Consider the following 12,032-nt stretch of genomic DNA (forward strand, 5'->3'; position numbering starts at 1 on the left):
GCAACAATCATCATCTTTTTTTATAAAGGCCTTACCAAGATCTCATTTTCTGTTAGATATTTTTTAACTTCCTTTAATTTTGCCTTATTAAAATGAAATAATGAAGCAGCCAATGCAGCGTCAACTTGCGTATTTTTGTATACCTTTAGTATATCGTCAACTGAACCGCAACCTCCGGACGCAATAACTGGAATATTTATTTTGTCACAAATTGCGTTAATCAACTCTATATCATATCCATTTTCTGTTCCGTCTGTATCAATACTAGTTAAAAGTATCTCTCCTGCTCCTAGCGTTTCTACTTTTTTTGCCCATTCAATAGCGTCAATCCCGGTTGCCTTTTTTCCACCAAAAATTTGAATTTCAAACCAATAATCCTTTCCATCCTTGGAAAACATGTATTTTCCTTTCTTATCAAAAGTTCTTTTTACATCCAAAGCAACTACTATGCATTGTTTTCCAAAAATACGCATTAATTCTTGTATCAACTCGGGGTTTACTACTGCTGCCGTATTGATCGATACTCTATCTGCACCACTTAGTAGCAGATTACGTGCATCTTCTAAAGTCTTGATCCCGCCCCCTACAGTAAACGGAATATTTATCACACTTGCTACGTTCTTTACAATATCTTTCATTGTTTCACGGTGTTCTTCTGCAGCAGTAATATCTAAGAATATCAATTCGTCTGCGCCTTCATCGCTATATTGTTTGGCTAGTTTAACCGGATCGCCAGCATCTTTTAACTCTTTGAAATTGATACCTTTTACAACTCTTCCTTTATTCACATCTAGACAGGGTATGATTCTTTTTGCTACTGTCATATCAGATCAATTCTTGGACATGTTCTATTTTCAGCTTCTTGTCATACAACGCTTTCCCTAAGATTACAGCATAGCAATTGACATTTCTTAACTTCAAGATATCGATAATATTACTTACCCCTCCGCTAGAAATTATTTTTATGTCCTTGAATGTGTTGTTTATCTTGACCAAAGTTTCTATATCTGGTCCTTCCAATGTACCATCTTTACCTATGTTGGTCAACAAGAACTCATTGATTCCTAATTCTTTGTAAAATCTTATCGCATCAAATAATTTTATGCCCGAAAATTCTTTCCATCCAGATATCATAACATTTTCCTCATTGTGATCGACAGAAATTATGATTCGACTTAGCTTCTTTCTTGAAATTTTTTGTATAATTTCAGGTTGTTTGAAGGCAAATGTTCCGATTACAACTTTAATCTGTTTTTTGATGTCCAAGAGTCTGTTGATGCTATTTATAGTTCTAATTCCACCAGCCACCTGAACTGGAATGTTTACTGAATCTATTATTTTTGATATTAGTTCGCTATTGTTTTTGCCAATATTCAAAGCTGCATTAAGATCAACTAAGTGTAACATATCAACGCCCTCAGCTTCCCATTTCTTTGCTACTTCTAACGGATTGTTGTCGTATACCGTTTTGTTCTCAAGTTTACCGTTAACTAATCTGACCACTTGACCGTCCAACAGATCGATTGCTGCAATGCTTTTCATTTTGACCTTTTACAAATTTTTACAAAGTTTTTTATCATTTTTTCGCCTACCGTGCTTGATTTCTCTGGATGAAATTGCGTACAATATATGTTGTTAATCTCTATGGAAGCTGGAATATTTATTCCATAATTTGATTTTGAAGTGATTATGTCGCTATTCTTAGGCATTGTATAATAAGAATGTACAAAATAAACCCATGATCGGTTGGGCACACCCTCAAATAATTTGCTATCTTTACTTGTTATCTCCAAGCAATTCCATCCGATATGCGGTATTTTTACCAATTTTTTGGGTAAAGATAATACTTCTCCTTTTATTATGTCCAGTCCTGCCAGCTTTCCCTCCTCACTTTTTTCAAATAACATCTCCATTCCTAGGCATATTCCCAATATGGGAGTGTTTTTTTCTATAAACTTTGAAAATCCTGATTTACATTTATTTATTGATATGATTGCCGGATCAAAATTTCCAACTCCGGGCAATACTATTCCGTCTAAATCGTCTATTGAACTATCAGAATCGAGATCATTTGTTACGGATACTTCTTCTGCCCCATTTCTTTGCAAAGATGATTTCAAACTAAAAATATTTCCAGCACCATAATCAAATATTGATATTTTTACCATTAATTACATCAATCCTTTAGTAGTAGGAAGTTCTCCCCCTCCGTTGTCTGGATCTATTTTTATTGCACTTCTCAATGCAACCGCGGTAGCTTTTATAGCGGATTCGATTTTGTGATGATCATTTGCGCCATAATGTACAGTTATATGCATGCAGCACTCCAAATTCCCTATAAATGATTGAAAAAAATGGATGATATCCTCTTGTGAGATGTCCTCTATCTTTTCTCTATCTAGTTTCAAGTCAAGATGACTGTATTGTCTCTTTATCAAATCTATTGAAACGCTTGAAACTGCTTCATCCATGGGAATTGTAGCATTTCCAAAACGGTTTATCTTTTCTCTTTTGCCGAGGGCCTTATCAACTGCTTGACCCAGTACAATTCCAATGTCTTCTATCAGGTGATGTTTAATACCGTCCTCGCTCTTAGCGTTTAATTGAATGTCAATTTTGCTGTGTTTTGAAAATGAAATTATTATGTGATCCAAGAAGTCAATTCCGGTATTTATTTTTGAAATTCCCTTTCCGTCTAAATCAATCTTAGCCACGATGCTTACTTCTTTTGTCTTTCTTTCTATCTCGCTCGTGCGCTGAGGATCCTCTACAATCACTATTTGAATTTAATTTTTTGTAATATTTAATATATTTGGTAAATCATTAACATTTTCTATAATTAAATCAGCATTTTTTGACCTTAGTATTTCCTCTTTGATTTTAGACAAGTTGTTTTCACAAGCCTCGTGGGTGGCAGTGGTGGTGTTGTTGTCATCATGCTCGCTCTCACTACTAATATTTCTGTCAACTCCTTCCCCATATACTCCACAGAAGAATACCTTGCTCTTTTTGTTTACTTGACCATTAAAATTTTCAACCATCAAGAGATCTGCGATAGAGTCACCGACATATAAGGCACTTTTTAATCCTAAATTATCCAATACCCTGTGGAGAGAATATGCATTTGGTTTAGAAAATTCTCTTTTTTCGTCTTCCAAAAATATACAGGCGTTGTCTTTGAAATATTTCATGAAATTGCCTAAAGTAAAATAAGAGGCAACTTTGCTTCGACCAGAAATTAGGCCTAAATTTCCATTGAATCTTTGTGAAAGCTTTTTGATCGTCTCCTCTTTAATTATGAGTATATCGTTGCTAATCAGTGGTTTTTCAAAATAATATCTTGATTCCCTATCGAATCGCTTCTTAAAGAGAACTGGACCATAAAATATTTCATTAAAGAGTGTTGAGATCACGTTTTCATCATTACCATCATCATCATTTTTTGCTGCTGCATGGCCTGGATAGCTTAATTCGTTTATTATAGTTCGTATGTCACCCATACTCTCCAATTCTTTTTCTACCGAATCCTTGCCTTTGTCATCGAGTTTTTCTACCACTTTGTCAAAAGTTACTAGAGTTTTTTCTATATTCATTTTATTTATCAGAATACAGTGTAATATGATTAAGATAATCGCATACGCAGTATCAATGTCGTTATTAAAACCACCTGTATTTCGAAGTTTTGAGATTAATTTCTCAAATGGAAATTCGTTTGAAATTTTGATGTCGTAACTATCTTTTAGAATTAGTTGAACTGTTTTTATTATGGCCTCGTTATAAGATCTCCTAACATCCACCAATACGCCATCTATATCAAAGATAATAGCTTCACACTCATCTATACCATTGGACAAGTTTTAAATCTAAATGAAATTTAATTATTAATAACTGTATGAATTAGATATATAGAGGTAGCAATTACGATCAGTATAGTATATTAATATAGTATAATCAACGATATAAGTTATATATTACAATCTTCTATAATATTATGTGAAATATCGGAATAGGACCGAAATAATTTCTAATATTCTAAATGCCGCCAATGGGGGAATTTCTAAAACTAAAATCATGTACAAGGCATTTCTTTCTTATGCTCAAATCAAAGAATACTTGCCTATATTATTAGAGAATAACTTGTTAGAATTAGGTCCTGACGGTAAATACCGAACAACTGAAAAGGGTATTCGATTCTTAAAGATGAACGAGGAGATCCAAGAATTAATAGAATCAAAATCACTTCAAGATGATTTTACCTAACTGCATCTATATTTTGTGATTATTGCAGTCAAACCTGAAATTAATAATTAATTTCTTGTAGTAGTAACCACACGCTTTTGTGATCAATATAGTCAGACTAACCAATAGTTTGTTATGGTATTAATTATATGATGCTATTATCAGAACTTCATCCAAGTACCATATTTCTGAATTTTGTCTTTACTGTTTGCATTCATCCGTCTATGCTTCAGGTGATTCGAAAGATAACTGTTGTTCACTTAATATTATAACATCGCCAAAGCCATATAATTCTGCTATAAAGGTAGGGGAAAGGAAATAATCCTATATCGTTACAGGTATTTTCCTTCAAAAGTAGAGATAATACTGATACCTCTATAATGGGTTTAGATACTATAGAAAAGATCGGGTGCCATTTAATTTTCCTGATAATACAAGATTCATTTCTTTTTTTAACAATTTGGGTGAGCTGTCAAAAGAAGTAATTGATAGTAGAATTCAGATGGTTATAATGTTAAACGCAAGGGCGTTGATACCTGCTATCGTCTCTCCTATGATGAGGTAATAAATTCAAATAAGGCTCCGCTTATGCTTTTGAAGCAATTGAGAAAATTCATAAATTCATATATTCAGGACCCTCTTCTTATTGTCTTTAGATAAGTTGAGATAACCTGGGACTAATTGCTTTTGCTCATTGCATCATATCTAACTATATATTTTCTAACTTATTTCTTAATTCTATAATTGACAGAAAAGATAATTGACTCTTTAGATTCAAATGAGAATAAAAGGAAGAACAGTTATTGCAAAAATTCTCAGAAAATTTTAAACAAATTCAGGGTTGATATCGGTAATGAAGCAAAAATAGTTACCAAAACCCAAGAATTTTTTGGAATTATTTTGCCTCGATATGAAACTTTTAGTGATAAATACATCGTCTTAAAATTGAAGAGCGGTTATAATATTGGTATTGAGGTTGACAATATTGTTGAAATAGTATCTCTAGAAAATAATCTTTCGTCTGCAAAATTTTCTTCAGTATTATCCACCAAAAGTTCAACTTCACTCTCTGTGCCCTCCTCATCACCATCATCACGACTAGAATCAAGCTCAAGGTCTACACATAATAAACTAGGAGGAAGTTCGAACTCCTTGCCCAAAATATTACTAATTAGCACTGGTGGAACCATTGCAAGCAAAATTGATTATAGAACTGGAGGTGTAACATCACTTTTGAGTGCCTCAGAACTGTATTCTGTTTTTCCTGAACTCGCAGAATACAGTGTTATTCACCCTGAATTTTTATTTAATGAATATAGCGAAAATATAACACCCGAGCATTGGACGTTACTGGCAGATAGAATATCACAAGCAGTTACTAAAGAACATTATGATGGTATTATTGTATCTCATGGCACTGATACAATGCATTACACTTCCTCTGCATTGAGTTTTGCTCTCAAAAATGTCCCAATACCCGTGATCTTGGTTGGCTCACAGCGCTCATCTGATAGGCCCTCTTCTGATGCATTTAGCAATTTAGTTGGTGCAATTCGATTTATAAAAGATGCAAAATATTCTGGAATATTCGTTTGTATGCATAGCAATACTTCAGACGATATAATTGCATGCCATATAGGAACTAGAGTAAGAAAAAATCATACAAGCAAACGTGATGCATTTAGATCACTTGATTCTCTTCCATTCGCTTTTATTGAGAACTCAGGAACACAGTATAATAAAGTCTTGCACAATGAAATAATAAATTACAAAGACACTTCAAAAGTTTTCGTATCAAAAACAGCATTTGACTCCAGAGTATTTCTTCTAAAATTCTATCCAGGTTTTAATCCATCATTTCTAGAAACTTTTTTGAATTTAGATTATAGAGTCATTATTATAGAGGGTACAGGACTAGGTCATATAAACAAAAAATGTTTTTCAATTATATCAAAACTTATTGAATCAGGAATTTTTATTTTTATGACATCTCAGTGTATATTTGGTCGGGTACAGATGACTGTGTACGATACAGGACGAGATCTTTTAGCATTGGGCGTTATTTCACTTTCAAATATGAGCTCTGAAACCGCTGTTGCAAAAGCAATGTGGGCTTTGAGCAATAATTCTGGAAAAGAGGATTTCATCAAGATCATGAAATCCGATTATGCAGAAGAATTTTCTGATATTTTGCCATTGATTTCTTCCACACAAGAGAGAGGAGAAAAGAAGAGGGAGTAGATGATGGAAAAGCAGAAGGAAAAGAAGGAGTAGGAGAAGGAGGCTTAGAACAAGTAAGATGAGTTTAAATCTTGACAAGTTGAATGTTAAAGTTGGATTTGAAATACATCAGCAACTAAATACATCGACTAAATTATTTTGTGACTGTAGTGGCAAGGGGTCAGACGACGAATATGATTTCGACTTTATTCGTGTCCTAAGACCCACTAAAAGTGAATTGGGAGATTTTGATAGGGCCGCTTTATTTGAACATGCCAAAATGAGCTCCATCAAATATTATTCTAAAATTGGGTACAGTTGCTTGGTGGAAGCTGATGAAGAACCTCCACATAATGTAAACTATGATGCACTTGAAACGGCATTACTGTTTTCCCTCGCCTTAAAATCTAATATTGTTGATGAAATTCACGTCATGAGAAAGTTAGTCATCGACGGATCGAATGTCAGTGGATTTCAAAGGACCATGCTGGTATCTACGGGTGGTTATTTGGAAGTAGAAAATTTTCAAAAAGTGGGTGTTCAGGGTATTTGCTTGGAGGAAGATGCAGCAAAATTAATTTCAACAACAAATCCGAAATTTAAGGAATACGGGTTAGATAGATTGGGAATTCCACTGGTAGAAATTGCACTTGAACCAGTTTCTGGGACTCCTGAAGATATTGTAAATGTGGCGCTGACTCTGGGTCGACTACTTCGAAGTAGTAAAAGAGTAACAAGAGGGATCGGAAGTATAAGACAAGACGTGAATATTTCAGTCAATGGAGGTCAAGTTGTAGAGGTTAAAGGAGTACAGCAACTCTCTCAACTTGTTAAGGTATTGGACTATGAAATAAAAAGACAGTACGGCATGATTAAGATCGCAGAGGAATTTAGTAATAGAAATATTGAAGATTCATTCATTGGAGATAAGGTTATAGATGTTACCTCTATTTTCATGAATTCTTCATCAAACGTCATAAAAAAAATCCTAAAAACTTCTGATCCCGTTATCAAGTGTATTCGTTTAAGAAAGTTAAGAGGACTTGTTGGTTATGAACCTGTCAAGGACGTTAGAATTGGCAAGGAGTTGGGTGAATTTGTTAGATTTTTTGGATTAGGTGGACTTTTTCATTCAGATGAGTTACCCCATTATGGAATCACAGCTTACGAGATCGAAAAAATTGAGAAATCTCTTGATATTCCTGTAGATAGTGACTTTGCCTTCATCATTATTGGAGGTAACAGAAACAGAATAGATAATTTGATTGATCCACTGATTAAACGGATAATCCAGTTTAAACTCGGTGTGATCGCCGAGACACGTGCCGTTACCTTAGACGGAACTACAATTTTTTCACGCCCCAGACCTGGTTCATCCCGTATGTATCCTGAAACAGATATCATGCCTATTCCAATCGAGCCAGAGTTGATTGAAAGATTAAAGGACAAAATACCGTTACCATGGAATGAATTGATTAAGCGAATTATGAAAAAATACGAATTAAATAAGAAATTGTCTGAACAAATATTTGATTCTGACTATTACGATTTGTTTGAAACTATAGTTAGAACTAAATCTTCTACTGCCTCTCCCACCTCTCGCTCTGCCATTACTCCTACATTTGTTGCGTCAAAACTTACTGAGGATATTGTAAGTCTTGCAAGAAATAATCTTGATAAAAGCCTCCTGACCGACGAAATGATTCTGGAGATTTTTGATAGACTCGAAAAGGGGCTTATTGCAAAAGAGTCGGTAATCTTAATTTTTGAAAAACTAATGAAAGGAGAAAGCGTATCAGTACAAAAAGCAATAAATTCTCTCAATTTGATCCAAATGAATGATACGGAACTATATTCACTTTTGGATAAACTATTTAATGATAATATCAATATCATAAAAGAAAAAGGTTCTAATTCTATGGGAGTACTTATGGGCAAAAGTATGGCAATATTAAGGGGTAAAGTAGATGGAAGTAAGATTAATGATTATTTAAAGACAAAATTAGAAACTTTTCTGAAAGATGAAACATCGAAGTAGTATGACTCGCCTACCAAAATCAATTAAAAGCCACTACATCGATTCATTTGAGACAAACTTGGAAAACTTGAGAACCTTTTTGCATCGTCGTAAAATTCCGAGGTACGAATCCGATGAAGTATGTTCGTTGATTTCCATGATTTATAATCAAAAAGTGGATTACATTTTGGCAACTTGTGAAGATGACTGGAGCAAATTAGAACCTTTCTCTTCTCCATTGATCATTTTTGTCCAATGTATGGGAGAACTGCTTGCTGATCAGGATCATCATAATATTTCATCAGAATGCCGACTTATTTTAAATTCATATACAAAAACATTAGAATCTTGGATGATTTAGTGATTAATATTCTTGTTTATAATTATTAATGTAATTGATTAAAAAAATATTTAGTGTGCGTGAGGCGGAGGTGCACTACCCTTTGATAATTCTTCGTTAAATGTTCCTGATGCTTTTTCATGGAATTCTAGTGCAGCTTGATCTACCTTTATTGCCTGAGGTGGACATACCGATACACATGCCATGCACCAGATACAATCATGTTCTCTAATTGGATCTGCTTTATCGGTGTAATCTTTTCTTTCTTCCTTTTCAGAAGAGCCAGTTCCTTCCCATACTTGATTTATAGCTTCTTTTGCTGGTACATCGTGTTCAGTTCTGTACCATTGAAATACTTGTACAGGACATGCTTCAATACATGCTCCATCTGCTACACATGAGTCCCAGTCGACTGCTACCATGGTCCCACTTATCCCTAATGGTCCCACTTCTTCTCCCTTTGCTTCAAATGCTTCTTTAACTTCTGAATTTTCTGATGCTTCTTTTAGTGAACCAGGACCCCATAAAAAGTGATAATGTTCACCGTCTGACATTTTTATCTTTCCAATTACCTGATTATTTGTTGGAAAATCTGGATCGATTGGCATATTTTTTCGCAGTGGTATTTGATCTTTAATATTATATAAATCATGTGTAGAGTTTCTTCGGAATTGTATTTCTATATGCATATAAATACATTGGCAGTTGTCTATCATACGTCTTTTGCCATTGGATATTATTCATTGTTGTTAGACAATAGTGAGGTAATTTCTAATACCTCATCAGGTATTTACCAGTTGAATATATTGATAAGCTGACGTTTTGTCATCAAATGCATAATGTACTTTTTGAAAGTTCTTTCTGAATTCTATTACATTTGTCCGAACCTTGGAGATGTCTTGCTTATCGATAACAACTTTTTTGATAAACGTCGCTATTTCTTGCATTTCATTTTCTTTCATTCCTAGTCGGGTTACCTCTGGAACTCCAATCCGTACCCCACTAGGATGAAAATAATTTCTACCCCCTTTAATATCGCCAGGAAGCAATTGTCTGTTTAAGATTATGTTGCATCTTTCTAAGTCTTTTTCAATATTTCCACCATCCCCATAATTTGAGACATCTACAGCCAGCTGATGCGATTCAGTGTATCCTCTCTTTTCTCCTAATACCTTAAATCCATGATTTGCAAGCGAATAGGCAAGCATCTTTGCATTTTTAATTACTTGTTTGGCATACTCCTCACCAAATTCTAGAGATTCCGCTAATGCAACGGCCTTGCCCGCGACGTGATGCAAGTGATGACTGCTTGTATTTCCTGGAAAAATCGCTTTTTTAATTGGCTCTGCATACTTTTCCGCAGAAACTATTATTCCTCCTTGAGGGCCCCATAATGTTTTATGCGAACTCATTGTCATAGAATCTGCACCCTCTCGTAAAGGATCCTGAAACTGTCCACCTGCGATCAAACCTGCAACGTGTGCACCATCATAATTTATGTAAATATTTTTATCATGAAGAAATTCTGATAATTCTTTAACGGGATGTGGAAATAAAAAGAGACTTCCGCCAAACATGGCTATTTTTGGAGGCCTCCCATCATCGATTAAATTGCTTATTTTCTTCTTAGTTTCTTCTACATCTATAGTCATATTTTCTTTGGAAAATGGAAAGTGTTCTATTACCAAACCGTGTACCAACCCTGCAGTCCCATAGTGTTCCCTTTTACCGTGCGAAATATGTCCTCCTGTAGGAATTGAGGAGGCTATCATGGTATCTCCTGGATTTGAAAAAGCTGAATAAATTGCTAAATTTGCAACAACACCTGATGTAGCCCTGCAGTCTGCGAATTCGGCCTTAAAAACCGACCTTGCCAAATCATTGCAAATATTTTCAACTTTGTCTATGTAGGTGCATCCAGCATAAACTCTCTCTCCAGGCCAGCCTTCTGCGTATCTATTTCCAAAATCTGAAGCCACTGCTTCTCGGACGGCAGGACTAGGAATGTTTTCACTAGCTATAAGTGGGATTGAATTATTAAACCAGTCATGGTGTTCTTTAATCAACTTTAAAATGTCATTCTGTATTTCTTTTCCATTCAACACCTTTTTTTGGAATAATTACTTATATAAAATATCGTAATCTTGATAAATAGTAATATTTTAGGTATAATTTTTTAGGTAATTATAACAATAATTTTATACTACATGTATTTTATCTACTCATGCAGAAGGTTAATCAGATGGAAGGATATTGTGTAAAGTGTAAAGCAAAAAGAGAAATGAAAGATGAAAAACAGGTAACAATGAAAAACGGAAGACCTGCCACCCAGGGTATATGTAGCGTATGTAATACGAAAATGTTCAAAATAGGAGGATCTAAAAAATAATAAAAAATAATGAACATTTTGATAATTCCGATGATTAAAGTCGATATTTTTATTATTTTGAGCATATCTGAGTGTCTGCAAACTCCAACCTAGGCTAATTAATTCGTATCAATAATGATAATGCAATCACAGTACAGTCACTATATATACAGTTGTTAAAATTTTTATATTTGATAACTTTTATTTTTTGTACAGTAATGATGACAACCTTCTAGCTCTGAACTGTTATATATTAATCAGTAATGCTTTATAGAATTCATGAAGGGCACGTCCACAACAGATTTTGATAGGCCGGATTGGGATACGTACTTTATGATACAAGCCTTTTTAGCCAAACTTAGAGCAAATTGCCTTACAAGGCAAATCGGAGCAGTTATAGTTAAGAATTATAGGCAAATATCAACCGGTTACAATGGTACTCCTTCGGGCTTTACTAATTGCTATGAAGGTGGGTGTAAAAGATGTTCTGATAGGGTAAAAGGCGCAATTAAATCGGGAGAAGGTCTTGAGCGATGTATATGTGTGCATGCTGAGGCTAACGCAATAATGCAGTGTGTTATGTTTGGAAATGCCGGCAGCACTAAAAATGCCACTCTGTATTCTACTCTTTCACCATGCATAGAATGTAGTAAGATGGCGATTACAGTTGGAATTGACAGAGTTGTTATATTGACTCGGTATGCCGAGGACGGGACTGCTATACTAAAGCAGGCTGGGGTAAAGATCTTGGAAATGGATCCGTCAAAATTAGAATCTTGGATTGAAAAAATGTTCAAATAATTGTGAAATGGTACTTTTACTACAAATCAGTGAATAATTTGCATTAA

Annotated in this window: 14 protein-coding genes; 7 read left to right on the forward strand and 7 right to left on the reverse strand. The window is 34.5% G+C overall.

Translation table 11 applies throughout. The features are described from left to right. Nucleotides 1-20: 20 nt before the first annotated feature. The 5 genes from hisF to ACMT7R_RS08165 are packed head-to-tail and all read right to left on the reverse strand — an operon-like array spanning nt 21 to nt 3,854. Nucleotides 21-824: an imidazole glycerol phosphate synthase subunit HisF gene (gene hisF / locus ACMT7R_RS08145; protein WP_415311116.1), complete on the reverse strand. Its 804-nt coding sequence runs from the start codon at nt 822-824 to the stop codon at nt 21-23. A gap of 1 nt (nt 825) precedes the next feature. Beyond that, nucleotides 826-1,542, reverse strand: coding sequence for a 1-(5-phosphoribosyl)-5-[(5-phosphoribosylamino)methylideneamino]imidazole-4-carboxamide isomerase (gene hisA / locus ACMT7R_RS08150; RefSeq protein WP_415311117.1), 717 nt, complete (start codon nt 1,540-1,542; stop codon nt 826-828). Further along, nucleotides 1,539-2,168, reverse strand: a complete 630-nt coding sequence (gene hisH / locus ACMT7R_RS08155) for an imidazole glycerol phosphate synthase subunit HisH (protein ID WP_415311118.1) — start codon at nt 2,166-2,168, stop codon at nt 1,539-1,541. Before hisH ends, hisA begins: the two co-directional genes overlap by 4 nt. Nucleotides 2,169-2,171: 3 nt before the next feature. After that, on the reverse strand, nt 2,172-2,777 hold the full coding sequence (gene hisB, locus ACMT7R_RS08160; protein ID WP_415311119.1) for an imidazoleglycerol-phosphate dehydratase HisB: 606 nt from the start codon (nt 2,775-2,777) through the stop codon (nt 2,172-2,174). Between the two features lie 9 nt (nt 2,778-2,786). After that, nucleotides 2,787-3,854, reverse strand: a complete 1,068-nt coding sequence (locus ACMT7R_RS08165; RefSeq protein WP_415311120.1) for an HAD family hydrolase — start codon at nt 3,852-3,854, stop codon at nt 2,787-2,789. A gap of 139 nt (nt 3,855-3,993) precedes the next feature. On the opposite strand from ACMT7R_RS08165, the gene ACMT7R_RS08170 reads away from it, so the two are divergent. The 5 genes from ACMT7R_RS08170 (at nt 3,994) to ACMT7R_RS08190 (ending at nt 8,837) form a co-directional block, all read left to right on the forward strand. Further along, nucleotides 3,994-4,260, forward strand: a complete 267-nt coding sequence (locus tag ACMT7R_RS08170; RefSeq protein ID WP_415311121.1) for a winged helix-turn-helix domain-containing protein — start codon at nt 3,994-3,996, stop codon at nt 4,258-4,260. Nucleotides 4,261-4,648: 388 nt separating this feature from the next. Beyond that, on the forward strand, nt 4,649-4,804 hold the full coding sequence (locus tag ACMT7R_RS08175) for a hypothetical protein (protein WP_415311122.1): 156 nt from the start codon (nt 4,649-4,651) through the stop codon (nt 4,802-4,804). Nucleotides 4,805-4,983: 179 nt separating this feature from the next. Continuing rightward, nucleotides 4,984-6,480 carry a Glu-tRNA(Gln) amidotransferase subunit GatD gene (gatD, locus tag ACMT7R_RS08180; RefSeq protein ID WP_415311123.1) on the forward strand — a complete coding sequence of 499 codons (1,497 nt, stop codon included), beginning with the start codon at nt 4,984-4,986 and terminating at the stop codon, nt 6,478-6,480. A gap of 58 nt (nt 6,481-6,538) precedes the next feature. Continuing rightward, on the forward strand, nt 6,539-8,497 hold the full coding sequence (gene gatE / locus ACMT7R_RS08185) for a Glu-tRNA(Gln) amidotransferase subunit GatE (RefSeq protein WP_415311124.1): 1,959 nt from the start codon (nt 6,539-6,541) through the stop codon (nt 8,495-8,497). Nucleotide 8,498: 1 nt separating this feature from the next. Next, a complete protein-coding gene (locus ACMT7R_RS08190) occupies nt 8,499-8,837 on the forward strand; it encodes a hypothetical protein (protein WP_415311125.1) in 339 nt (112 codons plus the stop codon). A 50-nt stretch (nt 8,838-8,887) separates the two neighbouring features. Here ACMT7R_RS08190 and ACMT7R_RS08195 read toward each other — a convergent pair whose 3' ends face one another. Then, nucleotides 8,888-9,424, reverse strand: a complete 537-nt coding sequence (locus ACMT7R_RS08195; protein ID WP_415311126.1) for a ferredoxin family protein — start codon at nt 9,422-9,424, stop codon at nt 8,888-8,890. A 174-nt stretch (nt 9,425-9,598) separates the two neighbouring features. Then, complete coding sequence (gene glyA / locus ACMT7R_RS08200) at nt 9,599-10,918, reverse strand: serine hydroxymethyltransferase (RefSeq protein WP_415311662.1); 1,320 nt, start codon at nt 10,916-10,918, stop codon at nt 9,599-9,601. A gap of 140 nt (nt 10,919-11,058) precedes the next feature. Here glyA and ACMT7R_RS08205 point away from each other — a divergent pair, with 140 nt between their 5' ends. Then, nucleotides 11,059-11,205 carry a DUF5679 domain-containing protein gene (locus tag ACMT7R_RS08205; protein WP_415311664.1) on the forward strand — a complete coding sequence of 49 codons (147 nt, stop codon included), beginning with the start codon at nt 11,059-11,061 and terminating at the stop codon, nt 11,203-11,205. Nucleotides 11,206-11,463: 258 nt separating this feature from the next. After that, nucleotides 11,464-11,985, forward strand: a complete 522-nt coding sequence (locus ACMT7R_RS08210) for a deoxycytidylate deaminase (RefSeq protein ID WP_415311127.1) — start codon at nt 11,464-11,466, stop codon at nt 11,983-11,985. Nucleotides 11,986-12,032 lie beyond the last annotated feature (47 nt).

The organism is Candidatus Nitrosocosmicus sp. FF01 (genome assembly GCF_047711275.1).
Classification (GTDB): domain Archaea; phylum Thermoproteota; class Nitrososphaeria; order Nitrososphaerales; family Nitrososphaeraceae; genus Nitrosocosmicus.

Coding starts and splice junctions, on each gene's coding strand:
- ACMT7R_RS08195 (WP_415311126.1), bottom strand. CDS start 9,424: ATGCCAATCGATCCAGATTTTCCAACAAATAATCAGGTAATTGGAAAG.
- ACMT7R_RS08205 (WP_415311664.1), top strand. CDS start 11,059: ATGGAAGGATATTGTGTAAAGTGTAAAGCAAAAAGAGAAATGAAAGAT.
- ACMT7R_RS08190 (WP_415311125.1), top strand. CDS start 8,499: ATGACTCGCCTACCAAAATCAATTAAAAGCCACTACATCGATTCATTT.
- ACMT7R_RS08210 (WP_415311127.1), top strand. CDS start 11,464: ATGAAGGGCACGTCCACAACAGATTTTGATAGGCCGGATTGGGATACG.
- hisH (WP_415311118.1), bottom strand. CDS start 2,168: ATGGTAAAAATATCAATATTTGATTATGGTGCTGGAAATATTTTTAGT.
- hisF (WP_415311116.1), bottom strand. CDS start 824: ATGACAGTAGCAAAAAGAATCATACCCTGTCTAGATGTGAATAAAGGA.
- gatE (WP_415311124.1), top strand. CDS start 6,539: ATGAGTTTAAATCTTGACAAGTTGAATGTTAAAGTTGGATTTGAAATA.
- hisA (WP_415311117.1), bottom strand. CDS start 1,542: ATGAAAAGCATTGCAGCAATCGATCTGTTGGACGGTCAAGTGGTCAGA.